Source organism: Flavonifractor sp. An82 (assembly GCF_002159265.1).
GTDB lineage: Bacteria > Bacillota > Clostridia > Oscillospirales > Oscillospiraceae > Flavonifractor.
Window position 1 is genome coordinate 1 of sequence record NZ_NFHG01000014.1, and the last position, 23,562, is coordinate 23,562.

General features: G+C 52.9%; 22 protein-coding genes and 2 tRNA genes. 21 read left to right on the plus strand and 3 right to left on the minus strand.

The window, feature by feature from the left end; genetic code table 11:
- From istA to B5G34_RS12945, 5 genes are all read left to right on the plus strand, one after another.
- Nucleotides 1-1,242 (plus strand): IS21 family transposase (gene istA, locus B5G34_RS12925; RefSeq protein WP_087338211.1); only part of this gene is annotated, 1,242 nt, incomplete at its 5' end.
- A gap of 2 nt (nt 1,243-1,244) precedes the next feature.
- A complete protein-coding gene (istB, locus tag B5G34_RS12930) occupies nt 1,245-1,985 on the plus strand; it encodes an IS21-like element helper ATPase IstB (protein WP_087338414.1) in 741 nt (246 codons plus the stop codon).
- 558 nt (nt 1,986-2,543) lie between these two features.
- Complete coding sequence (locus tag B5G34_RS12935; protein ID WP_006354176.1) at nt 2,544-2,921, plus strand: type II toxin-antitoxin system PemK/MazF family toxin; 378 nt, start codon at nt 2,544-2,546, stop codon at nt 2,919-2,921.
- On the plus strand, nt 2,914-3,156 hold the full coding sequence (locus tag B5G34_RS12940; RefSeq protein ID WP_087338215.1) for a helix-turn-helix domain-containing protein: 243 nt from the start codon (nt 2,914-2,916) through the stop codon (nt 3,154-3,156). Before B5G34_RS12935 ends, B5G34_RS12940 begins: the two co-directional genes overlap by 8 nt.
- A 147-nt stretch (nt 3,157-3,303) precedes the next feature.
- Nucleotides 3,304-4,590, plus strand: coding sequence for a site-specific integrase (locus B5G34_RS12945; protein WP_025543821.1), 1,287 nt, complete (start codon nt 3,304-3,306; stop codon nt 4,588-4,590).
- Nucleotides 4,591-4,630: 40 nt separating this feature from the next.
- Here B5G34_RS12945 and B5G34_RS12950 read toward each other — a convergent pair.
- Nucleotides 4,631-4,724: transfer RNA gene (locus B5G34_RS12950), tRNA-Ser, on the minus strand.
- Nucleotides 4,725-5,427: 703 nt separating this feature from the next.
- Here B5G34_RS12950 and B5G34_RS12955 point away from each other — a divergent pair.
- The 10 genes from B5G34_RS12955 (at nt 5,428) to B5G34_RS12995 (ending at nt 16,560) form a co-directional block, all read left to right on the plus strand.
- Nucleotides 5,428-6,018: a helix-turn-helix domain-containing protein gene (locus tag B5G34_RS12955; protein WP_087326621.1), complete on the plus strand. Its 591-nt coding sequence runs from the start codon at nt 5,428-5,430 to the stop codon at nt 6,016-6,018.
- Nucleotides 6,018-6,290, plus strand: coding sequence for a DUF6809 family protein (locus B5G34_RS12960; protein WP_087326624.1), 273 nt, complete (start codon nt 6,018-6,020; stop codon nt 6,288-6,290). Before B5G34_RS12955 ends, B5G34_RS12960 begins: the two co-directional genes overlap by 1 nt.
- A 4-nt stretch (nt 6,291-6,294) precedes the next feature.
- Nucleotides 6,295-6,657, plus strand: a complete 363-nt coding sequence (locus tag B5G34_RS12965) for a TnpV protein (RefSeq protein WP_087326628.1) — start codon at nt 6,295-6,297, stop codon at nt 6,655-6,657.
- Nucleotides 6,658-6,743: 86 nt separating this feature from the next.
- Nucleotides 6,744-7,973 (plus strand): ATP-binding protein, encoded by a 1,230-nt coding sequence (locus B5G34_RS12970; RefSeq protein WP_242957042.1) that lies wholly within the window; start codon nt 6,744-6,746, stop codon nt 7,971-7,973.
- A gap of 227 nt (nt 7,974-8,200) precedes the next feature.
- Entirely contained in the window at nt 8,201-9,259 is a 1,059-nt protein-coding gene (locus B5G34_RS12975) for a Fic family protein (protein ID WP_087338217.1), read from the plus strand.
- A 6-nt stretch (nt 9,260-9,265) separates the two neighbouring features.
- Nucleotides 9,266-10,762 (plus strand): class I SAM-dependent DNA methyltransferase, encoded by a 1,497-nt coding sequence (locus B5G34_RS12980; protein WP_087338220.1) that lies wholly within the window; start codon nt 9,266-9,268, stop codon nt 10,760-10,762.
- A complete protein-coding gene (locus tag B5G34_RS12985) occupies nt 10,759-11,271 on the plus strand; it encodes a hypothetical protein (protein ID WP_087338224.1) in 513 nt (170 codons plus the stop codon). The genes B5G34_RS12980 and B5G34_RS12985 overlap by 4 nt, the downstream gene beginning before the upstream one ends.
- Complete coding sequence (locus B5G34_RS12990) at nt 11,249-12,358, plus strand: restriction endonuclease subunit S (RefSeq protein ID WP_087338227.1); 1,110 nt, start codon at nt 11,249-11,251, stop codon at nt 12,356-12,358. The genes B5G34_RS12985 and B5G34_RS12990 overlap by 23 nt, the downstream gene beginning before the upstream one ends.
- A gap of 25 nt (nt 12,359-12,383) precedes the next feature.
- Nucleotides 12,384-13,253, plus strand: a complete 870-nt coding sequence (locus tag B5G34_RS18520; RefSeq protein ID WP_140397256.1) for a hypothetical protein — start codon at nt 12,384-12,386, stop codon at nt 13,251-13,253.
- A 22-nt stretch (nt 13,254-13,275) separates the two neighbouring features.
- On the plus strand, nt 13,276-16,560 hold the full coding sequence (locus tag B5G34_RS12995; protein WP_087338231.1) for a DEAD/DEAH box helicase family protein: 3,285 nt from the start codon (nt 13,276-13,278) through the stop codon (nt 16,558-16,560).
- Between the two features lie 6 nt (nt 16,561-16,566).
- Here the strand turns inward: B5G34_RS12995 and B5G34_RS13000 are convergent, their stop codons facing one another.
- The gene (locus tag B5G34_RS13000; RefSeq protein ID WP_087338234.1) at nt 16,567-17,712 is read right to left on the minus strand and encodes a DUF6076 domain-containing protein; all 1,146 of its coding nucleotides are present in this window, start codon (nt 17,710-17,712) and stop codon (nt 16,567-16,569) included.
- 157 nt (nt 17,713-17,869) lie between these two features.
- Between B5G34_RS13000 and B5G34_RS13005 the strand changes: the two genes are divergently transcribed.
- From B5G34_RS13005 to B5G34_RS13030, 6 genes are all read left to right on the plus strand, one after another.
- Nucleotides 17,870-18,100 (plus strand): helix-turn-helix domain-containing protein, encoded by a 231-nt coding sequence (locus B5G34_RS13005; protein WP_196057913.1) that lies wholly within the window; start codon nt 17,870-17,872, stop codon nt 18,098-18,100.
- Complete coding sequence (locus B5G34_RS13010) at nt 18,090-19,133, plus strand: AAA family ATPase (RefSeq protein ID WP_087326655.1); 1,044 nt, start codon at nt 18,090-18,092, stop codon at nt 19,131-19,133. Before B5G34_RS13005 ends, B5G34_RS13010 begins: the two co-directional genes overlap by 11 nt.
- 190 nt (nt 19,134-19,323) lie before the next feature.
- On the plus strand, nt 19,324-19,527 hold the full coding sequence (locus B5G34_RS13015; RefSeq protein WP_087326658.1) for a ribbon-helix-helix protein, CopG family: 204 nt from the start codon (nt 19,324-19,326) through the stop codon (nt 19,525-19,527).
- Entirely contained in the window at nt 19,508-20,884 is a 1,377-nt protein-coding gene (locus B5G34_RS13020; RefSeq protein ID WP_087338236.1) for a relaxase/mobilization nuclease domain-containing protein, read from the plus strand. Before B5G34_RS13015 ends, B5G34_RS13020 begins: the two co-directional genes overlap by 20 nt.
- Nucleotides 20,874-21,800 carry a ParB/RepB/Spo0J family partition protein gene (locus tag B5G34_RS13025; RefSeq protein WP_087338239.1) on the plus strand — a complete coding sequence of 309 codons (927 nt, stop codon included), beginning with the start codon at nt 20,874-20,876 and terminating at the stop codon, nt 21,798-21,800. Before B5G34_RS13020 ends, B5G34_RS13025 begins: the two co-directional genes overlap by 11 nt.
- A 119-nt stretch (nt 21,801-21,919) precedes the next feature.
- The gene (locus B5G34_RS13030; RefSeq protein WP_087338243.1) at nt 21,920-23,116 is read left to right on the plus strand and encodes a site-specific integrase; all 1,197 of its coding nucleotides are present in this window, start codon (nt 21,920-21,922) and stop codon (nt 23,114-23,116) included.
- Nucleotides 23,117-23,157: 41 nt separating this feature from the next.
- On the opposite strand, the gene B5G34_RS13035 is transcribed toward B5G34_RS13030, so the two are convergent.
- Nucleotides 23,158-23,250 (minus strand) — tRNA-Ser (locus B5G34_RS13035).
- Nucleotides 23,251-23,562 lie beyond the last annotated feature (312 nt).

A 23,562-nucleotide genomic window follows, 5' to 3' on the forward strand; every position in this document is an offset into this window, starting at 1 on the left:
TGCCGCCAGAGCGGTGAGCTACCCTACAAATCCACTCAGTTCAACAAGTATTACGCAGACTATGTCCACAAAGCCAAAGCCACCATGCACCTGGAACACAAGCCTGGTGAAACCATGCAGGTGGACTGGGCGGGCCAGACGGCAGCTCTGGTGGACACAGACACCGGGGAGCGGCTGGATGCATACCTGTTTGTAGCGGTGCTGCCATACAGCGGCTACGCATACACAGAGGCCTTCCTGGACATGAAGCAGGAGGCCTGGATCACCGGTCATGTCAACGCCTACCGGTATTTCGGCGGCGTCACCCGCATCCTCACCCCGGACAACCTCAAGACCGGTATTGTCAAGAACTCTCGTACAGAGACTGTGCTCAACAAATCCTACCAAGAAATGGCGGAGCACTACGGCACCGCCATTCTCCCGGCCCGCCCCCGCAGTCCCAAGGACAAGGCCTTTGTGGAGGGTTCCGTTGGCGTGGTCTCCACCTGGATTCTGGCTGCTCTGCGCAACCGCCAATTTCTGTCCCTTATGGAACTGAATGAAGCAATCCACGAGAAACTGGAAACCTTCAACCACAAGCCCTTCCAGAAACGGGAGGGCAGCCGGGCAGCTTGTTTTGCGGAGGAGAAACTGTTTCTGCTGCCTCTTCCGGCTATGCCGTTTGAGTTGGCGGTCTGGAAAGTTGCCACCGTCCAATATAACTACCATATCAGCGTGGAGCGCATGAATTATTCCGTGCCGTATGAGTATATCAAGCAGCAGGTAGATGTACGGCTCACCCGGACTACCGTGGAGATCTTCTTTGCCGGAACCCGGATTGCCTCTCACCTGCGTCTCCATGGCCGTCCCAACCAGTACAGCACGGCGGAGGACCATATGCCGCCGGATCACCAGGCCTACCTGCAATGGAACGGGGAGCGTTTTATCCGCTGGGCAGAGCAGATCGGCCAGCACACCGCTGCCGTGGTACGGCTTTTCCTCTCCGCCCACAAGGTGGAGCAACAGGGTTACAAGTCCTGTATGGCCCTGCTGAAACTGGCGGACCGCTATTCCGCTCAACGGCTGGAGAGCGCCTGCCGGAAAGCCCTCTCTTACACCGTATCCCCCAGCCTCAAAAGCGTCCAGTCCATCCTGAAATCCGGGCAGGACAAGCTGCTGGCTGAGGACGCTCCAGCCAAGCCGGAAGAGCCAAAGGCTCATAAGTTTACCAGGGGTGCCGGCTACTACAAGAGGGGGGAATGACCATGCTGAGCAATGAAACGGTACGGAAATTACATGAAATGCGCCTGGGCGTCATGGCGGAAGCTTTCTCCACCCAACTGGAGGATGTGCAGTTCCAGTCAGTGTCCTTTGAGGACCGCTTTGCTATGCTGGTAGACGCGGAGTGGAGCGCCCGGAAAAGCAACCGCCTAACCCGGCTTATCCGCAACGCTGGCTACGCGGACCCCGCCGCCTGTGTCGAGAATATTGAGTACCACCCGGAACGAAAGCTGGACCGGGAGCAGATCCTGCGCCTGGCCTCCTGCACCTACCTCCAGGAAGCACACAATGTCATCATTCTGGGAGCCACCGGGGCCGGAAAGACTTATTTGGCCTGCGCCCTTGGCATGGCTGCCAGCCGCAGCTTTTATTCTGTCCGGTATATCCGCCTGCCGGATCTGCTGGTGGAGATCTCTGTGGCCCGGGCTAACGGAACCTACCGGGACTACATGAAAAAGCTCAAGAAAGAAAAGCTGCTCATTCTGGACGAGTGGCTGCTCTACCCCCTGAAAGAGGAAGAGGCCCGGGATGTACTGGAACTGGTAGAGGCAAGGAACAGGGTGGCCTCCACTATTTTCTGCTCCCAGTATGACACCAGCGAATGGCACGAGAATCTGTACGACCCCACCCTGGCCGACGCCATCTGTGACCGGATCATCTACAACGCCTATACCATCCAGATCGAGGGCGAGTCCATGCGCAAGCGCAAGGGCATCCCTGAGTAATCCCCCGCATGGCGGCCCGGTGCACCACGCCCGCGGCCGCCATGCACCATTTCCGCGGAAGCAGTGCACCATTCCAGCGGTGGTGATGCACCATCATCTGCGGTCAAGCTGCACTTTTTGAGCGGCGTACGCAGACATGATGAGCAGATCCCACCTGATTATCATAATTGGTCTTGCATACAATCCTGTCCTGTATGAGCGAGTAACGGCAGCCTGTAAAAACCGGGCAGCACCCGGCGCGGCCATGACCGGAAAGGGGCATAATGGTACTCCTGTCCAGCCACAGCCCTGCTTAAGATCAGAGTAGTCCATAACATTTGGAAACCATCTGGTTGCAGGATCACGCAATGGGGGCAGCTCGGAGAGATCCTCGGAGGGGTGAGATTCCCGTGGGCCGGTTCGCTGCCGGTCACTGATGACTTCCCAATATGTGCGGGGTGTCAAGGACAAATGGCACATAACAAGAAAACAAATCGGATTTTGTATTTCGCCGGAAATGGGGCAGGTCTTATGGCCTGCCCCGTTTTCCGGCTTACTTAATATTCAGGAGGTCAGTTTATGCGAAAGGCTATCCGGCGTGGCGATCTGTTCTATGCAGACCTGAACCCGGTGGTCGGCTCCGAGCAAGGCGGCATCCGCCCTGTCCTTGTTATCCAAAATGATGTGGGGAATCACTTTAGTCCTACCGTTGTTGCAGCAGCCATCACCAGCAGAAAAGCGAAGAACAGTCTGCCTACCCATATCCTACTTGAGAATGTGCCGGGGCTTGCGCCTACCTCTCTGCTTCTGTTGGAACAACTGCGGACAATAGACCGGAAGCGGCTCCGTGGTTACATTGGGCGTATCAGTAAAGAAAAAATGCTGGAGGTAGATGCAGCCCTGGCAATCAGCATCGGCATAGGATACCCCAACGAAAGGAGGACTCACAATGTATGAAAATGACGGCGGCCTACTCTCTCCCAGAGATGCCTACCGATTGATGTTAAAAGACTACCCGGATGTGATGGACATTGGTCAAATGTGTGAGGCGCTTGGCGTCAGTACAAAAACCGGGTACAAGTTACTTAAAGATGGGAAAATTGAGCACCTTAAAATTGGACGGGCTTACCGCATCCCCAAAGCCCACATTCTTCGTTATTTGAAAATCACCTGCTCCACTTTTGCGGAGTAGCAGGCTATGGTGTCGATCTTCACCGGATAGACGCAGAAAGTTAACAATTCTGACGCGGATTTACCTGGAGTTTTGTTCTGTCCGATGATACAATAAAGGTGTCATTGGTAGGTGAACTCAATACCGCAAAAGGAGGAACAGATCAGTATGCCAGCGGTACACCTGCAAGAAAACAGCAAACTAATCTCCGGCCATGTGGCCGAGAAAAAAGGGTATCTCTATTGGGTTCTAAACCTTACCGATGAGAACGGTAAGAGAAAGCCCAAATGGATTCCCACCCATAAGAAAGTCAAGGGCAATAAGACCTGGGCAAACAATATGCTTCCCACCATCCGAAAAGAATGGACGGAAAAGCTGCTTCAGGAGGCTACGGCCTCACAGCAGTCGGCTTCTCCGTCTGGCCCGTCATCCGCAGCGATTTCCTTTGTGGATTTCCTGTACCAGTGGCTTGAGTACAAGTACAAGTCTGCTACCGGACGGGTGATGGACAGCAAGCCCATTGAACTCTCGACCTATTCGGGATACGAACAACAGCTTAACAACCCCATCGCCCCGTATTTCCGAGAGCATCCTGTCGCCCTTTGTGACCTTACCAAACAAGATATTCTCGCTTTTTATGAGAAAGAATTGGAACGGGTCAAGCCGACCACCGTTAAACATTACCACGCTCTGATTCATGGGGCGTTGAATTATGCGGTTGACAAAAATCTGATTCCAAGCAATCCGGCTGACCGGATTATCATTTCCAAGCCTGAACCCTTCAAGGGTGACTACTACCTGGATTCGGAAGTCCTGAATCTGTTTGAAGTTATCAAGGGGCATAAGATCGAGCTGGTAGTTCTACTGACTGCTTTTTACGGCCTGCGCCGCAGTGAGGTTATCGGTTTGAAATGGAGTGCCTTTGACTTCAACCATAACTGCTTCTCCATTCGGCATACGGTAACAACCTGCAATGTAAAGGGAGAGCGGGTCACGATTAAGAAGGACAAGGCAAAGAACAAATCCAGTCTGCGGACTTATCCATTGATTCCTTTTTTGAAAGAACGGTTGCTGGAGGCCAAGAAACAGCAGGAAGAAAATCGCAAGCTGTGCGGGCGCGCCTACAACAAAGAATATCTGGGATATGTCTGTGTCGATGTGATTGGCAATCTCATTAAACCCAACTATGTGTCCTCGACCTTTGGGAAGTTGCTTGCCAAGAACAATTTACGGCACATTCGTTTCCACGATCTTCGCCATACCTGTGCCTCGCTTTTGCTGGCCAACGGTGTTCCGATGGAACAGGTAAAAGAATGGCTGGGACACAGTGAGATCTCAACAACGGTGGATATTTACGGGCATCTGCAATATGCCACGAAAAAACAATCCGCCGCAGCCATTGAGCAGGACATTGTGGCGCCCATGCTACAAAACCTCTCGGCGGTTTCTCCGTAAAAAGGAAAGAGGTCTACCAGCTTTTCGCTGGCAGACCTCATGGCGGAGATGGAGAGATTCGAACTCTCGCGCCGGTTTTGAGCCGACCTACCGCATTTCGAGTGCGGACCCTTCAACCGCTTGGGTACATCTCCAAATTTATGTTATATCCCTGGTTCCGACCCGCCGACCAATTCGACCGGTGGAAATCGGGAAGAACAACAGGATAGAACAAGCAACATTATTCAATTTGAACTCGGCTGGAACCCGCATGGTTCCAAGGGTTTCAGCCGTTTGGCACTCCGCATAGGAAACCTGATTTCGAATCATTACACCAACTTGGATGATGACGGTAAATCAGGGACGATAGCGGTAACTACGGAACCCCAAAACATACCTCTCAAAGTGGCTGTCAGATGGCTGCTCTCATTATCGCCATTTTCCCGCAAAATTCAAGCCGTGGAAATTGGGAAGAACAACAGGATAGAACAGACCCCAATTCACAATTTGAACTTGCCCGCAAACCCGCATGGTTACTGGCTTTTCGGCAGTTTGGACTTCCAAAGTGGAAACATGATTTCGAGTCGGTTGTCCAATTATGCACTTCTTGAAATTTCCAGGCGTTTTGAGGCGGTTTTATCCGCTTCCAATCTCTTGTGCCACAGCGGTTTGCGCCGATTGATCCAGCCCCATGTCCTCAAACCCCTGAAATTCGAATAAAAGCCCGTTTTGGCCGTTTTTGGAGAGAACTCAAGCATTTTGGAGAGAACTGCGGAGAGAACTGGGGGAGAAAGTGCCCACCTGGCAACACACAGGAAATGGCTTTTTTGATGCGACATTTCTGACGAGGTGATTGCCATGAATTACGAGCCAATTAACTGGGATACCGTCCCCGACGTGATGAGCAAAGACCAGTTCTATAAGCTGTGCCACATCAGCAAATCCACCGCCAGGTACCTGCTCCAAACCGGCAAGGTGCCCTGCCGGTATACCGGCAAAAAGACCCGCTGCTATCAGATCCGCAAAGAGGATGTGCAGACTTATCTCCGGAGAAAGGGAATCTGCCCGGAGTTATATCTGCCCCAAAACACAAAGCGCAAGACGAAATTTCCGGCTCTGACGTCGAAGGAGCTGCCGGAGAAAACCAAAAAGGCATTGAAAGGATACCTCCTCCGGCTGATGAAGGACTGCCCCGACGTGATGTCAGGCAGACAGGTGGCCAAGTTGATCGGTTACGGTCCCACCACTGTCCATCAGTGGTGTCGCAAGGGTGAGCTGTACTACATCCAGTCCGGCGGCAGCTACTATATCCCCAAGGCAGTCCTGATTGACTTTATTTGTTCCATGCGGTTCCGTACGATCCACCGCAAATCCCAATGGCATATCGTCACCATGATGTCCTTCCATAAGGAGATGGATGCCCATGCCAAGCAGAAGGAGGGCAAATGATGCGCTATCTGGAGCAATTCTTCTATGGCAATATGGACCCACAGGCCCGGGAAAGCATCCATCCCGAAGCAATGAGGAAGGTGCAACGTACACTTTCTGACCTGGAGAAATGGTTGCTGGAGCAGCTTGAGGAACCTCAGAGGGATCGTTTCTTGGCGTATACCGACGCCTGGAGCGAGCTGAATGCCCGCTGTGACCTGGACAGCTTTGTCTGCGGCTTTCGCATGGGTGCCAGGTTGACCCTGGATACTTTTATGACGGAGGAGGAATAGACCTATGAGTCAATCTTTGACCTATACCCAGGTGGAGGACTATTACTACCCTGATCTCTGCTTGCCGGAGACAGATGACCGACCGCTTGGCAAGTACGGTATGCTTCGCAAAACCTATCTGAAGCAGCACAGGCCCATACTGTACGACCGTTTGCTGCTGGTTGGGCAACTGGACAGCCATCTGGCAGAGATCGACCTGCGGGCCGAAGAAATGGTGATTGATATGGTGGAAAAGATGGCAGCTACCAGTGGAGTAGACGAGCGCCTGAAGGAGTCAGACCAGATGGCATGGGTAGGAGCCATGAACAATTTCAGGGCTGCTGCCGAAGAGGTTGTCCTGCGGGAACTGATATACATGATACCATAATAAATTGGATTATAGACTTGTCACACCTATATTTTTCGGGTAAAATAGGATTATAATCTGATATTATCCGAAATGAGGTGAAGGATATGTACGTTACCCGCCACATGGAGCCGGTGGTTCTGGAGGTCTCCTCCCAGTATCCCGCATTGCTGATCGTAGGTCCCCGGCAGGTGGGCAAGACCACCATGTTGGAGCATCTGATCGAGATAGAGGGACGGGGACGAACGGTTGTCACACTGGACGACCTCACAGAGCGTGAGCTTGCAAAGACCGACCCCAAGATGTTCTTCCAGCTTCATAAGCCGCCCCTCCTGATCGACGAGGTGCAGTATGCCCCGGAGCTGTTCCCTTACATCAAGATGATGGTGGATCAGCGCCACCAGCCGGGTGACTTCTGGATGACCGGCTCTCAGCTGTTCAAAATGATGGAGGGTGTGCAAGAATCTCTGGCAGGGAGAGTGGCTTTGCTCCATTTGTCCCCTATGTCTCAGAGTGAGATTCTCCATTATCCTGCCACGGGCCCCTTCCGAGTAGATCTGAATGCGCTGCAAGAGCGGCAGCAACACTGCCAGATATGCGATACTCCGACCATGTATCAGCGGATTTTCCGAGGTGGTATGCCTGCACTGGTCACTGGCCAGTATACCAACGCCAATCTGTTCTATTCCAGCTATATTGATACCTACATGGAGCGTGATGTGCGGCGACTGTCCTCTGGGATCGACAGCTTGAAATTCCTGCGGTTTCTGCGGGCCACCGCCGCCCGTGCCGGTCAGCAGGTGAACTACAAGGGCATTGCCGATGATGCAGAGATCGACCAGGCCACGGCCAAGAGTTGGCTGCATATTCTGGAGGCGCTGGGTATTATATTTCTGCTGCACCCCTATTCCAATAATCTGCTGAAACGGACGGTCTCCACGCCCAAGCTGTATTTTTACGACACCGGCCTGGTGTGCTATCTGACCCGGTGGACCAGCCCAGAGACGGCTATGGCTGGGGCCATGAACGGGGCGCTTCTGGAGAATTTCACAGTGTCCGAGGTCATGAAATCCTACCAGAATGCTGGACAGGAGCCGTTTCTCTATTACTATCGGGACAGCGACGCCAAGGAGATCGACCTACTGCTGGAGCAGGATGGAAAGCTCTACCCCTTGGAAATCAAGAAGATGGCTACCCCACCGAAAAAGCTCACAAAGGTCTTTGAACTGATCGACAAATCTCCGCTCCAGCGTGGTACCGGCGCGGTACTGTGCATGGCGGAAACCCTGGGGGCCTTTGATGAGAACAATTTGATTGTACCCATTGGGTTAATATAATGCCCTACTTGCCTCTGCCGGTCTATCGGCAGAGGCTTTTTTGCCATTGTTTGAGTGGATTGCACCTCGAACGCCGCTGGCAAGACATAGATGAGTTCCCAAGATTCATTTATATCATTTCGTTAAAAATGATATAAATGAATCTTGACGAAAACAATTTTACTTGATATAGTTTAATTGTATCATTGCAAGCAAAATGATGAAATTGACGCAGAGCGAGGTATAGAATGCGCACCTACGATTTTACCAAAAACTATGAGAAGCTGCTCACGCCTGATATCGTGGCCCTGCTGACTCAGATTCATGAATACAAAGGAGAACAGGCCCTGTTTATCGAGGCCAAGGCCGATACTCTGACCAAACTGGTGGAGATTGCCAAAATTCAGAGTACCGAGGCATCCAATAAAATTGAGGGAATCTATACCTCGGACGAGCGCCTGAAGAAGCTGGTGCAGGACAAGACCACCCCTCGCACCCGGAACGAGCAGGAGATCGCCGGCTACCGGGATGTGCTGGCCACCATCCATGAGAGCTTTGACTATATCCCGCCCAAAGCCTCCATGATCCTGCAGCTCCACCGCGATCTCTATAAATTCAGCGGCGCGTCCTACGGCGGGCACTATAAAACAGCGGACAATGTAATCGCCGAGACGGATATTCAGGGAAATAAAAGCATTCGTTTTCAACCCCTTCCGGCCTGGGAGACGCCGGAGGCGGTGGACAGCCTCTGCCGGGCCTACGAGGAGGCTGTGGGGAAGGGTGACATGGATCCGCTGCTGCTGATTCCCATGTTCATTCTGGACTTCCTCTGTATTCATCCCTTTAACGACGGCAACGGCCGTATGAGCCGACTGCTGACCCTGCTGTTGCTCTACCGGGCAGGCTATATCGTGGGCAAATATATCAGTATTGAAAAACTCATTGAGGAGAGCAAGGAAACCTATTATGAGGCCCTCCAGCAGAGCTCCCAGGGATGGCACGAGGGAACCAGCGACTACGCTCCCTTTGTGCGCTATACCCTGGGCGTAGTGGCGGCGGCCTACCGGGACTTTTCCGCCCGTGTGCAGGTCCTGGCCGTCAGTGGCATGAGCAAGCCGGACCGTATCCGAGAGATCATCAAGGGCACCCTTGGGAAGGTTACCAAGGCAGAGCTCATCCAGCAGTGCCCCGATATTAGTAAAATCACGATACAGCGCACTCTGGCCGACCTGCAGAAGAGCGGGGAAATTCTGAAACTCAGCGGCGGGCGCTATACGGCCTATATTTGGAACCAGGAAAAGGAGTAAGAGAACATGATCACTGGTGAACTGAAAAACAAGATCGACCGCCTCTGGGAGACCTTCTGGACCGGCGGCATTACCAACCCCCTGGATGTGGTGGAGCAGATGACCTATCTCATGTTCATCCACGACCTGGACGCCGCCGACAACCAGCGCGCCAAGGAGAGTGCTATGCTGGGCCTGCCCCACAAGAGCATCTTTGCCGGCAAGGTACAGGTGGGAGAGCGGACCATTCCTGGCAACCAGCTCAAGTGGTCGGTGTTTCACGACTTCCCCGCCGGGCAGATGTATTCCGTTATGCAGGAGTGGGTGTTCCCCTTCATCAAGAACCTCCACGCCGACAAGGACAGCGCCTACGCCAAGTACATGGGAGACGCCATTTTCAAGATTCCAACGCCCCTGATGCTGGATAAGATCGTTACAGCCATGGACGAGATCTATGACCAGGCGGACAAGCTCCACGATGCCGATGTCCGGGGCGACATCTACGAATACCTCCTGTCCAAAATTGCCACCGCCGGGGTTAACGGCCAGTTCCGTACTCCCCGGCACATCATCCGCATGATGGTGGACATGATGGCTCCCCAGGCGGATGATGTGATCTGCGACCCAGCCTGCGGCACCGGCGGCTTCCTGGTGGCGGCAGGGGAATACCTGAAGGAGAACCGCAAAGAGGAAATCTTCTTTGACCGCCAGAAGAAGGACCACTACATGAACCATATGTTCTACGGCTACGACATGGACCGCACCATGCTGCGCATCGGGGCCATGAACATGATGACCCACGGCATTGACAACCCCTACATCGAGTACCGGGACAGTCTCAGCGACCAGAACACCGACCGGGAGAAGTATTCCCTCATCCTGGCCAATCCTCCCTTCAAGGGGAGCCTGGACGCGGACATCGTGTCCGCTGACCTGCTGAAGGTGTGTAAGACCAAGAAAACCGAGCTGTTGTTCCTGGCCCTCTTTCTTCGGATGCTCAAAGTGGGCGGGCGGTGCGCGGTCATCGTGCCCGACGGGGTGCTGTTTGGTTCCTCCAAAGCCCATAAGGATATCCGCAAGGAGATCGTGGAGGGCAACCGGCTGGAGGCGGTGATCTCCATGCCCTCCGGGGTGTTCAAGCCCTACGCTGGGGTGTCCACGGCGGTGCTGGTGTTCACCAAAACAGGCCACGGCGGCACAGATGACGTGTGGTTTTACGACATGAAGGCCGACGGCTTCTCCCTGGACGACAAGCGTGCCGAGGTGAAGGAGAACGACATTCCCGACATCGTCAAGCGGTTCCATAACCGGGAGGGGGAGAAGGGGCGGGAGCGCACCGAGCAGTCCTTCCTGGTGCCCAAAGAGGAGATCGCCCAGAACGGCTATGACCTCTCCATCAACAAGTACAAGAAGGTGGAGTATGTCCCCGTGGAGTACCCCTCCACCCAGGAGATTCTGGCCGATTTAAACGAGTTGGAGATGGAGATCACCGCAGGTCTGGCGGAGCTGGAGGAGATGGTGTGAATAATCTTTCAAAAGCCAAGGCCTTCTATGATCAAGGATTGCGCTTTCTACGCTGTTCAGAGCGGTGTATGGGTGACATCAACGAGGATGGATCTATTCAAATAATGGGAGGAAAATATCAAATATTATCAAGTCCGACCATGGTGAATTCTGCATTTGCTTGTGAACTATTTTTGAAAACTATTCTGATTCTTCATGATATTGACTACATGAAAGTTTTGAAAAAAGGGGAAGGTCATAAACTAAAACCTTTATTTGAGTTGCTCCCAAATCAAGAATATAAGGATTTTCTACAAATTGGGACAAAACAAGAATTTGAAAGCGAACTGCAAGAACATTCTGGGGACTTTGTAGATTGGCGATATTATATGGAAAAACCAGGAATGTATAGAATGAGTCCGATGTTTACTTATATTTTGATGCAGAATTTGAAAACACTTGCTCGTGCACTTGTTAAGCGGGCAGAGGATGAAATGGGGAATAACAATGAGATTAGCAGAAATTTGTGAAATCAATATGGGACAATCCCCTGAGTCTTCCAGCTATAATGAAAGCGGAGAAGGAATGCCGTTTTTTCAAGGTAATGCAGACTTTGGTGAACTTCATCCGAAGGTTAGAATTTGGTGCAATGCACCCACGAAAATTGCAGAGTGCGGCGATATTTTAATTTCTGTGCGTGCCCCGATAGGAGCACTAAATATAGCTGATAAACAATGCTGTATTGGTCGTGGACTTGCAGCGTTGACCGTAAATGAGACATTGTGTGACCCGAAATATTTATGGTACGGGCTTGAATGCAAGGTTGACGAACTAAACTCTAAAGGTACGGGAAGTACTTTTAAGGCAATCAACAAAAAAACTCTGGCTGAAACAGAAATGCCCCTCCCGCCGCTGGAGGAGCAGCGCCGCATTGCTGCCCTGCTGGACAAGATCAGCGACCTGATCGCCAAGCGCCGGGCACAGCTGGACAAGCTGGACCTGCTGGTTAAAGCCCGGTTTGTGGAGATGTTTGGGGACCCTTCCGTAAATACAAGATGGTTAACAATGAAGTTGTCCCAGCTTGGAGAACTAAATAGAGGTGTTTCTAAACATAGACCAAGAAATGACCCGCGTTTGCTTGGGGGTACATATCCCCTTATTCAGACAGGGGATGTTTCAAATTCCGGCCTTTATATCTTAAGCTATTCCTCTACATATTCAGAGCTGGGACTTGAACAAAGCCGACTTTGGAAATCTGGAACTCTCTGTATTACCATTGCGGCAAATATTGCACAGACATCAATTTTAACTTTTGATGCGTGTTTTCCTGATAGTGTAGTTGGATTTGTGCCAAACGATAACACAAACTCGGTATTCATTCACTATTGGTTTAGCTTTTTTCAAAAAATATTAGAGGAGCAGGCCCCACAGGTTGCTCAAAAGAATATAAACTTGAAAATATTAAGTGACTTAGATGTTATTGTTCCCCCTTATACTTTGCAGGAAACTTTTTCTGTTTTTGTTAGTCATGTTCAGAAATCAAAATTGATGATTCAGCAGAGCCTTGATAAACTGGAAACACTGAAAAAAGCCATGATGCAGCAATATTTTGGGTGAGCTAAAGCATATAAGAGGTGACAATATGGAAATACATACTCCTTCTAATGCTATAAGTGCTTTTACACCATGGGGATGCTATGTTGCTAACTATGATAATTGTAAAAATAGAATAGAAATTTTAGCAAAATTATCGGAAGATGAGTATACAGTCTTGATGAAAGAGTTATCTGTCTTAAATGTCTTTCGTGATTGCTATAGTGTAAAAGAAATGCTCACAGAATCCAAAAACGATATAATTAATTATTTGAGTGGGCTATCTATTAAATCGATTCCACCTGATTATTTAGTTATTACTCCATGCTTAATAACCGCCAACAAATTGTTAATGAATTATCTGTCTTTTCTACGGACGTTTAAAGATGTAGTAAGTAGCAGTATTTCTAAGCAATACAAGGAAGAACTTGTTAGCCTTCAAAAGTATGACTCAAAATTATATGATAATCTATTTGGCTATAGATTTTTAACAAGGCTAAGAAATTATGCGATCCATCGAGAAATGCCATTGAAACAGATTAATGTTTCATCTCAAAATGGAACCCAAATTACTTGTAGCAAATCAGATTTATTGCAGTTTGATGGATGGAGTACCGTTAAAAAGGAAATTGTTGGATTACCGGATACAGTTAATGTGATACCTTATATTAATGATTCTGAAATTGCAATATTAATGATATATTTTAGGATCCTAAAAATTCTTGAATACGATATATATCACTTAAAATCACACTTAGAAAAGCTATATTCTGGACTCAATCCTACGCTTCCGACTATTATCAAAACAAAAGAAACAATACATGAAATAGAAGTTGAGGCATTGCCTGTATATTATTTGAGGTTATTTTTGACTGAACTCCAAGACTATTCTGTATACGAAAAAAGGGATAGTAAATAGTAATAAGCAGAGGTGAATCTGTATGACCAACTTCGATTTTCTCCTCTCCGACCCCCAATTTGCCTCCTTTGGAGAGGTGGCCGTCTCAGCTGAAAAAATCTATGCCATTGATCCGGCGGCCTGTGCGTTCAACTGCCGCCGGTGTGTGGAGTTTGCCGTCAAATGGATGTACTCCGTGGACGGCGGGTTGGTCATGCCCTATGACGATAGGCTTGCCAGCCTCATGGATACCGAGGATTTTAGGGCCATCGTAGACCGCGATCTATGGAAGCGCCTGAAGTACATCCGCCAGACGGGCAACGACGCCGCCCACAAGGCAAAGAAGATCACGCCGGCCCAGGCCAAGCTATGCCTGGAAAACCTCTGGTACTTCATGGACTTTGTGGCCTGCTGCTACGGCGCCACCTACACCCCCGGAGCATTTGACCCGGCCTTGCTGGAGAGACAGACTGCTGCCCCGGCTCCCGCTCCTGCGCCCGAGGTGGATCTGGCCGCCCTCATGGCAGAAAATGAGGCCCTGCGGGCAAAACTTACCGCCCGCCGGGAGGCCCAACAGCCCAGTTACACCCCCAAGCCCCTGGACCTCTCCGAGTATGAGACCCGCAAGCTCTACATCGACGCCATGCTCACCGAGGCGGGCTGGACGGAGGGGAAGGACTGGCTTAATGAGGTGGAGCTGCCCGGTATGCCCAACAAGAGCGAGGTGGGCTATGCCGACTATGTGCTCTACGACGATACCCACCGTCCCCTGGCCGTCATCGAGGCCAAGCGCACCTGTGCGGACCCGGCCAAGGGCCGCCAGCAGGCCAAGCTGTACGCCGACCTGCTGGAGCAGAAATATGGCCGCCGCCCGGTGATCTTCCTCACCAACGGCTTTGATACCCGCCTGGACGACGGGGCCTACCCGGAGCGCCGGGTGGCCGCCTTCTACTCCAAGCGGGACCTGGAGAAGCTCTTCAACCTCCGGGCCATGCGGACAAGCCTCAAGTACATCCAGGTGGATCACAACATCGCAGGCCGCTACTATCAGGAGGGGGCCATCAAGGCCACCTGCCAGGCCTTTCAGGCCAACCGCCGGAAGGCCCTGCTGGTCATGGCCACCGGCTCCGGCAAGACTCGTACGGTCATCGCTTTGGTGAAGGTACTGCTCTTGCACGGTTGGGTGAAAAACATTCTCTTTCTGGCCGACCGAAACTCCCTGGTCACCCAGGCTAAGCGCAGCTTTGTGAACCTGCTGCCCGATCTGTCAGTAACCAATCTGTGCGAGGAGAAGGACAACTATACCGCCCACTGCGTCTTTTCCACCTATCAAACCATGATGAACTGCATCGATTCGGTGGAGGACGGGGAGGGAAAGCTGTTCACTGTGGGCCACTTTGACCTGGTGATCTGTGACGAGGCCCACCGCTCCATTTACAACAAGTATCGGGACATTTTCAACTATTTTGACGCGCCCCTGGTGGGCCTCACCGCCACCCCCAAGGACGAAATCGACAAGAACACCTATGAAGTCTTTGAACTTGAGAGCGGCGTACCCACTTACGGCTACGAGCTGGCCCAGGCGGTAAAGGACGGCTTTTTGGTGGACTTCCTCACCGTGGAGAGCAAACTGAAATTCCTGGAGGATGGCATTTCCTACTCCGACCTGTCCGAGGAGGAGAAGGCGGAGTATGAGGCCACCTTCACCGACGAGAACGGAGAGCTGCCCGAGCGGATCGAGTCCTCCGCCCTCAACGAGTGGCTGTTCAACGAGGACACCATCCGTCTGGCACTGAACCTGCTGATGACCAACGGCCTGAAAATCGACTACGGAGAGAAGCTGGGCAAGACCATCATCTTCGCCAAGAACCACCGCCATGCGGAGAAAATTCTGGAGGTATTCGGCAAGGAGTACCCCCATCTGTCTGGTTACGCCAAGGTCATCGACAACTACATGACCTACGCCCAGAGTGCCATCGACGAATTCTCCGACCCGAAAAAGCTGCCCCAGATTGCCATCTCCGTGGACATGCTGGACACTGGCATCGATGTGCCCGAGGTGCTGAACCTGGTGTTCTTCAAGAAGGTCATGAGCAAGGCGAAATTCTGGCAGATGATCGGCCGGGGTACCCGTTTGTGTCCGGGGTTGATAGACGGGGAGGACAAGACCAAGTTCTACATCTTCGACCTGTGCGGCAACTTTGAGTTCTTCCGAATGAACAAGGGCAAGGCCACTGCCAACCAGATGGCCCTGCAAAGCGCCATCTTCTATCTGAAAGCTCAGATTGTCTACAAGCTCCAGGATCTGGCCTACCAGACCGAGGAACTGATTCCCTTCCGAGAGAAGCTGGTGGACGAAATGCTCTTCAAGGTGCAGCAGCTGGATCGGGAAAACTTTGCTGTGCGGCAACACCTACGGTATGTAGAGAACTTCGCGGACCCGGCAAGCTACCAGGCCCTCAGCTATGAGGACACCCTATATCTGCGGGACGAGGTGGCCCCCCTGCTCCAGCCGGACATGGACGAGGCCAGCGCCGTGCGGTTCGATGCGCTGATGTACGGCATTGAGCTGGCCTATCTGGTGGGCAAGACCTACAAGAAAGCCCGGAAGGACTTGGTGAAAAAGGTTAGCGGCGTGGCCAGCGTGGCCAACATCCCGGAAATCCGGGCGCAATCGGAACTCATCGAGAAGATCCTGCACACAGACTACCTGGACAACGCAGGGATCAATGAGTTCGAGCATATCCGGGAGTGCCTGCGGAACCTGATGAAGTATCTGCCCCACGACGGCGCCATTTACAACACCAACTTTACAGATGATATCCTCTCCGTGGAGTGGAAGGAGTCGGAGCTGGAGAACGACGACCTGAAGAACTACAAGGCCAAAGCGGAGTTCTACGTGCGCCAGCATCAGGACAAGCCCGCCATTGCCAAGCTGCGCTCCAATGTGCCGCTGACGGCGGAGGATGTGAAAGAACTGGAGACCATTCTCTGGAGCGAGGTGGGCACCAAACAGGACTACGAGGCGGAGATCGGTCAAAAGCCGCTGGGAGAGTTCGTCCGGGAGATCGTAGGCATGGACATGAACGCCGCCAAGGAGGCCTTTGCACAGTACTTAAACGATGTCAATCTGGACAGCAGACAGATTTACTTTGTCAATCAGATCGTGGAGTACATCGTCCACAACGGCGTGATGAAAGACCTGTCCGTCCTCCAGGAGCCACCCTTCACTGATCAGGGCAGCATCGTGGAGATTTTCACAGACCTGGCCCTGTGGGCTGGAATCAAGAGCGTCATCGACCGGATCAACGCCAATGCGGCGGCATAGATAACATCATTTTATCCCCAACAGCTCAGATGTGGACCGGTCAAACTTTTCCTGAAACTCAGCAAAGGTGATGTCCCCTGCTTCCACTTGCTCCATAAGTTCTTTTCCATACAGCTGCACCTCATTGTACCGGCGCATAATATTGGGGTACTGCTCCTTCCTCCGTTGGGCGGCAGTCTGTATCCGGTTGCACACCTTCCGATAGAGCTTTTTGGCCGCATCCTGATTGACGGCTTGCTGGTGTTTGGAGGTGGCCCCAACCTGTTTGCACGTCTTCCCGTTGGTGCCTTCCACCACCCGGTCACAGTAGCAGTTGACCCCCGAGTAGGGACGGAAATAGCGGCCACAGTAGGCGCAGCGGCGCAGAGGGATCTCATTGGCACAGAGCATCTCAAACTCCCATACGGTCAATGCGGCCAACTGATCCGTGGCCATATAGGTATGTCCCTCCAGCTTTTCCTTTGCCGGAACAGTATCCGTCCCCCCGTCATACCGGTATATTTTGTGGTTTCTGGAGATATAAAAGCGGGGCGAAAGCGCCTGATAACTGCTTTCCACCAGATTGCGATAGAGCAGATTCTGTCGCTGCAGCGTAAAGTAGGCGCGCAGGATACTCCCCTGGTTGTCCTCTTCCCTGCTCATAACTTCATCCAGCAGGGGTGCAAGCTGACTCTGACACATTTGCAGCTGCGCAAAAATCTTGACCACATCATTCAGCCATTGCCGCAGGAAGACTGGCGAAATACTTACTTCCTCATACTCTGCATCCGTTCCGTCCAGGACCTGGAGGTAAGCAAGTTCCTCCTTCCGCAGCTTCCACGGTTCCTCCGGGTGGAAGGCACAGCACAGCCGGTTACGCAGCTGCTGTTCCACCAGAAGTTTTAACAATGGATGCCGGGGAGACAGGCTGCTCTTCAGCTCGCGATACCATGCGGCCACGCGCTGTCCATAGTCCATACCCTTTATAAAGCCCAAACCAGACTGAGGCAACTCCTCTCCACCGAGGAGTGCCTCAGCTTTTTTTATCTGATCGCCCCAATCCACATCCAAAAAGACCATCATCCACATCCCAAGGTTGCTTTCCACCACAGAAGAGTCGTTCTGATACACGTACTCCCGATCATTTTCCAAGCTCATTTCAAAATACGGCATGGTATCTCCTCCATTCCACAGCGTGGGAAACGATTGTACACACAAATACTTTACCACGCATTGACAGGGGCGGCAACACAAAATATGCTGAATGTGGGAAACGAAATATGATCATTTTAATTTTCCACATTTCTCTTGATGCAAAGGAGGCATTTTTGTGAAGAAATCAGAACTTAGGGACCTCTACCACATGATGTTTCCGGACTATCCGGACATTGTGACCGTGGCTCAGCTCCAGAAAATGCTGGGCATCAGCCGCCACCTGGCCTACGACCTGATCAATGACGGCCATCTGGCTGGCATGAAAATCGGCAACTCCTTCAAGATTCCCAAGGTCAGCGTCATTCGCTATGTGATGGAGCAGGAGGCGCAGGATCATGCTGGTTGAGAAGATTCAGTACATGGATGCGGACACCCTGTTGACCAGTCCATTGCAGCGTCCCTTCTTCGTGGTGGAGGGGCTGATTCCTCAGGGGCTGAATACCCTGTGCGGTTCCCCCAAAATCGGCAAGAGCTGGCTGATGCTGTGGCTGGCATTGCAGGTGGCGCGGGGAGAACCCCTGTGGGAATTTGCCACCCATCGCTGTGACGTGCTCTACCTGTGTCTGGAGGATACTTACGCACGGATTCAAAGCCGTTTGCAGCAGCTGACCGAGGAGGCACCAGAAACCCTACGTTTTTCAGTGCTGTGTCAGCGGCTGGGCAGCGGCTTGCAGGAACAGCTGGAGGATTTTTTAAGGGACTATCCCCAGACCCGTCTGGTCATCATCGACACTCTGCAAAAGGTGCGGGATGGCACGGTCAACAGGGGCAGTATGTATGCCAGCGACTACGGCGACATGGCCGCCCTTAAGGCCATTGCAGACCGCCATAACCTCTGCATGATCCTGGTCCATCATCTGCGCAAGCTCACCGACAGCGCAGACCCCTTTAACGAGGTGTCCGGGTCCACAGCCCTGATGGGGGCGGCAGACACCACATACCTGCTGAAAAAGAGCAACCGGGCCGAAGAAGAAGCGATTCTCCTGGCAACCGGACGGGACATTGAGTATCAGCAGCTCGTCCTCCGTTTCGAGAACTACCGCTGGACGCTGGTAGAGCGAAAGGATTCCGCTGCGGTTCAGCGGGACGATGTGCCGCCGTTTCTTTTCCGGCTGGTGGAGTTTGTCAAAGCACAGGGCGGTTATGAGGGAAGCGCCACGGCGCTTTTGAAGCAGATGGGCGAAACAGAGGTTACGCCCAATGCGGTGACCCGGTATATCGTGCGTCACTGGGAGCGGGTTCTGGTTCCGGCAAACATCTGCTATTCCACCCGGCGAACAGCCTCTGAGCGCATTCTCCGCCTGACCCTCACCTATGACAGCAATGACGCAAATGACAGAAATCCCGCCATAGAGAAAGAGCTGTCACAGCCGTCATAACCGTCATGCTGGTCAACGTAGCCCAGACGGCCCAGGGCACCCCGTGAAGGGGTGTCCTGAAGGGCAGCAGGGCACCCCGTGAAGGGGTGTCCTGAAGGGCAGCGAGCATAGGCTTTGTGTTGCCCACCAAAGCCGGCGGCAGCAGCCGAGAGGGGCTGTGCCCCTATGACCCCCAAAAAAGGAGAACGATATGAGAAAACGAACGTATGGCATTAACGTGCGGGTATCCAAAGAGGAAAAAGAGCGGCTGGAGCGGATGGCGAGGCGGTGCGGCATTTCCCTCTCCGCCTACCTGAGAAGACTGGGTATGGGGGAAGATCTTTCCGCTCCCCACCCCATGGAACGCTTCGGGAACTTGAAACAGGGGGTGGACCGTGGGGATCACCAAAATTAAGGCAGTCAAGGACAGCCTGAGTCGTATCGTAGGCTATGCCGAAAACCCGGAGAAGACACTCTATTCCGATATGCAGCAGGTGCTCCACTATGCCGGCAACCAGGAGAAGGTGAACATGGAGCAGACCATGTATGTGACCGGACTTCATTGCCGCCGGGAACAGGCCTACGAGGACATGATGTATACCAAGCGCCACTTTAACAAGACCGGCGGCAATGTGGCCTACCACTGCATCCAGAGCTTCAAAACCGGCGAGGTGACCCCGGAGCTGTGCCACCAGCTGGGCGTGGAGCTGGCCCAGAGAATGTGGGGAGATCGGTTTCAGGTGCTGGTGGCCACCCATTTCAACACCGGCACCTATCACAACCATCTGGTCATTAACTCGGTCAGCTACAAAGACGGGAAAAAATTCAACTGCAATCAAAAGGCATTTTATCAGATGCGGGAGATTTCCGACCAGCTGTGCCGGGAGCATAATCTGACGGTGATCGAACACCCCAGCGGCAAGACGCCCCGCAACATCTACTTTGCGGAAAAACAGGGCAAGCCCACAACCTTCGGTCTCATGCGGCAGGCCATAGATGAGGCGGTGGGCATTTCCTGGAGCTGGTTTGACTTCTGCAAGGTGATGAAGGAAAAAGGCTATCTCATTAACGCCAGCCCTCACCGCAAGTATGCCACCATTCGAGCCATAGGCGCAAAAAAAGCCGTACGCATGGTACGGCTGGGTGAGGAGTACGACCACAGGAGGATCATCCAGCGGATCGACACCATGGATTACCGGGAAAAGGAGGCCTGTGGGCGGACCTATCAGCAGATACGCCGGAACTTGTCCAGGCCGCCCAAAAGGATGCGCATGGCGGGCAGTTTTCACAGCGCAAAAAAGGTCACCGGCCTGAGGGCGCTGTATCTCCACTACTGCTATTTCCTGGGGATCTTTCCTCGAAAGAGCCGGCCAAGGCCGCTGTCTCCCGCGATGCGGTTGGAGGTGGCCAAACTGGAACAGCTGTCCCGCCAGATCGAGCTGATTCACCGGGAACATCTGAACAGCGTGCAGGATGTGGAGGGCTTTCTTATCTCCGTCCAATCCCAAATAGAAGAAAAGCTACAGCAGCGGACGGGGATCTATCACAAACTGCGGCGGTGTCAGCCTGGTGAACAGATGGATGGACTGAAAGAGCAGCGCACAGCACTGACCCGGGAGCTTTCCACCCTGCGCCGACAGCAGGCAACCGCCAGGCGGCTGCTGGAACAGCTGCCGGAAAAGAGAAGGCAGGTTTTACTGGAGCAGAAGATGCGGCGCTCCTACCGTCAGTCCCACAAAAACAAGAAACGGAGGATCGAATATGAGCGTTAAAAACAAGATACATCTGATGAGCATCGAGGATCTGTTCACCGCCCAGGCCGAGCGGGACGACGCTAAGCTGGAGCGGGTACAGGAAGTGCCGGTGGCAGAGCTGCACCCCTTCCCGCAGCACCCCTTTGTGCTGCGGGATGATGAGGAGATGGCCTGCATGGTGGAGAGCATCAGCCAGATGGGGGTAATCTCTCCCGGCCTGGCTCGACCCAGAGAGGGCGGCGGCTATGAGCTGGTGTCGGGCCATCGGCGGCTGGCTGCCTGTGAGCGGCTGGGCCTTGCAACCATGCCGGTGATTGTCCGGGAAATGACCGACGAGGAGGCGGTGGTGGCCATGGTGGACGCCAATTTGCAGCGAGAGCACCTTCTGCCCAGTGAAAAAGCCTTTGCCTACAAAATGAAGCTGGACGCCCTGAATCGTCAGGGTTACCGCAGTGACCACACCTTTTCCCCACTGGGGAAAAGGTTCAATACCTATGAAGAACTGGCCAAGGAGAGCGGAGACAGCCGCAATCAGATCCACCGCTACATCCGGCTGACCCACCTGGTGCCCCCGCTGCTTGCGATGGTGGACGAGGGGAAAATGGCCCTCCGCCCAGCTGTGGAGCTGTCCTATCTGACGGAGGAGGAGCAAACCCGCCTTCTCTCCTGTATGGAGCAGTTCGACTGCACCCCCTCCCACAGTCAGGCCATCAGCCTGAAGAAGCTCTCTCAACTGGAGATGTTGACCCAGGAGGATCTGGAGCAGATTCTCTCCAAGCCCAAGGCCAACCAGCAGGAACAACTGCATCTTCCCATGACAGAGTTAAAGAAATTCTTCCCCGCCACATATTCCGACACGCAGATGAAACAGGACATCTTGAAGGGGCTGGAACTGCTGAAACGCCAGCGGGAGCGCAACCGCCGGGAGCGGTAGGGGCGAAAGTGTCTGCCGCAAACAAAATCGCAGCGTAGACAGTGGGCAGCTTATGGAGTAAGATGGGGCTGCATCAAAAAAGCTGTCCTGTGGGGAGCCGCCCCGGAAAGGAGATTGATATGATAACAGGACATTTACAGGTAAAAAAGGGCTACTATTATGTGGTCATCAGCTATAAGGACAACAAGGGCAAGAGGAAAAGCAAATGGCACGCCACCGGACTGCCTGAGAAGGGCAACAAGCGGAAGGCAGAGGCGGAGCTGCTGCGTATTCGTTCCAGCTTTGTGCCCCCGCCGGAGCCGGATGAGCTGTGCTCGGATATGCTGTTTGCGGATTATCTGCTGCAATGGCTGGACATTGTGCGGGTCAAGATCAAGCCTGCCACATATGGCTCCTATTCCAACATCGTGCACAGTGTGATCGAGCCGTATTTCCGGCAAAAGGGATATACGCTGCGGGGACTGGAGGCACGGCACATTCAGCAGTTTTATGGAGAGCGGCTGAAAACAGTCAAACCGAACTCGGTGCTTCACGACCATGCCGTCATCCATCAGGCGCTGAAATATGCCCTGAAAACCGATCTGGTGATGCAGAATGTGGCCACCAAAGTAGACCGCCCGAGAAAGAACGAGTTTCAGCCTAAATTTCTGGACACAGAGCAGCTCCAGCAGATTTTTGAAGTGCTCAAGGGTACCTGGATGGAGCTTCCAATACTGGTGGCCGCTTTCTACGGCCTGCGCCGAGGTGAGCTGGTTGGCCTCAAATGGGATGCCATCGACTTCGAGCGGGGCACCATCACCATCAAACACACAGTGACCACCACGCGCATTGACGGGAAAACCTATGTTTTGGAGCAGGAATCGGCCAAGACAAAGTCCAGCCTGCGCACCCTGCCCCTGGTGGGCAGCTTCGCCGCTTATTTTCGGCAGGTAAAGGAGGAGCAGGAATATAACAAACGGATCTGCGGCAACTGCTACGATTACTCCTATGACGGCTATGTGTTTGTCAATGAGCTGGGCAAACGCATCAACCCCAACTACCTGACCTCCAAATTTCCGGAGTATCTGGAGCAGCATGGACTCCAGCGGATTCGTCTCCACGATTTGAGACACAGCTGCGCCAGCCTCCTGCTGGCAAATGGGGTGCCCCTCAAGCAGATCCAGGAATGGCTGGGACACAGCGATTTTAGCACCACCGCAAATATCTATGCCCACCTGGACTATTCCTCCAAGCTGTCCTCCGCCCAGGCCATGGCGCAGGGGCTGCCCTTGCCGGAGGCGGACGGGGTGAAGCGCAAATGGGAGATGCCGGTATAAAAAACAAGCTCCAGCAGCCCATCTGGACTGCTGGAGCAAGGTGGCGGAGATGGAGAGATTCGAACTCTCGCACCGGTTTGAGCCGGCCTACCGCATTTCGAGTGCGGACCCTTCAACCACTTGGGTACATCTCCAAATCGCTCACTCCCACAGGCGCTCCATCCTCATTCAGGAGAGAATTGGAGAGAACTGTTGGAGAGAACTGCACAGGGATAAGTGAGTAAAAAGACTGGAAACAGTTGAAAATCAGTAACTTCTCGCGGACAAAACGGCCTAAGCCCCCATCCATTTCGAGTCAGCCCCGTTATGACCACTTCGATACCGCTGCATGTCATCAAAGCGTCCGCGCGGACCGCGCGACACGGTAATGTATAGGATACCTTATTTTTGTTTGCTTGTCAATATTGCAGCCCGGCATAAAATGGGATATAATCAATTCTGTATTG

Coding starts and splice junctions, on each gene's coding strand:
- B5G34_RS12940 (WP_087338215.1), top strand. CDS start 2,914: ATGTATGAAAATGACGGCGGCCTACTCTCTCCCAGAGATGCCTACCGA.
- B5G34_RS13010 (WP_087326655.1), top strand. CDS start 18,090: ATGCTGGTTGAGAAGATTCAGTACATGGATGCGGACACCCTGTTGACC.
- B5G34_RS12945 (WP_025543821.1), top strand. CDS start 3,304: ATGCCAGCGGTACACCTGCAAGAAAACAGCAAACTAATCTCCGGCCAT.
- B5G34_RS12990 (WP_087338227.1), top strand. CDS start 11,249: ATGAGATTAGCAGAAATTTGTGAAATCAATATGGGACAATCCCCTGAG.
- B5G34_RS12980 (WP_087338220.1), top strand. CDS start 9,266: ATGATCACTGGTGAACTGAAAAACAAGATCGACCGCCTCTGGGAGACC.
- B5G34_RS12955 (WP_087326621.1), top strand. CDS start 5,428: ATGAATTACGAGCCAATTAACTGGGATACCGTCCCCGACGTGATGAGC.
- B5G34_RS13030 (WP_087338243.1), top strand. CDS start 21,920: ATGATAACAGGACATTTACAGGTAAAAAAGGGCTACTATTATGTGGTC.
- B5G34_RS12995 (WP_087338231.1), top strand. CDS start 13,276: ATGACCAACTTCGATTTTCTCCTCTCCGACCCCCAATTTGCCTCCTTT.
- B5G34_RS12970 (WP_242957042.1), top strand. CDS start 6,744: ATGTACGTTACCCGCCACATGGAGCCGGTGGTTCTGGAGGTCTCCTCC.
- B5G34_RS12965 (WP_087326628.1), top strand. CDS start 6,295: ATGAGTCAATCTTTGACCTATACCCAGGTGGAGGACTATTACTACCCT.
- B5G34_RS13000 (WP_087338234.1), bottom strand. CDS start 17,712: ATGCCGTATTTTGAAATGAGCTTGGAAAATGATCGGGAGTACGTGTAT.
- B5G34_RS13015 (WP_087326658.1), top strand. CDS start 19,324: ATGAGAAAACGAACGTATGGCATTAACGTGCGGGTATCCAAAGAGGAA.
- istB (WP_087338414.1), top strand. CDS start 1,245: ATGCTGAGCAATGAAACGGTACGGAAATTACATGAAATGCGCCTGGGC.
- B5G34_RS12935 (WP_006354176.1), top strand. CDS start 2,544: ATGCGAAAGGCTATCCGGCGTGGCGATCTGTTCTATGCAGACCTGAAC.
- B5G34_RS12975 (WP_087338217.1), top strand. CDS start 8,201: ATGCGCACCTACGATTTTACCAAAAACTATGAGAAGCTGCTCACGCCT.
- B5G34_RS13025 (WP_087338239.1), top strand. CDS start 20,874: ATGAGCGTTAAAAACAAGATACATCTGATGAGCATCGAGGATCTGTTC.
- B5G34_RS12960 (WP_087326624.1), top strand. CDS start 6,018: ATGCGCTATCTGGAGCAATTCTTCTATGGCAATATGGACCCACAGGCC.
- B5G34_RS18520 (WP_140397256.1), top strand. CDS start 12,384: ATGGAAATACATACTCCTTCTAATGCTATAAGTGCTTTTACACCATGG.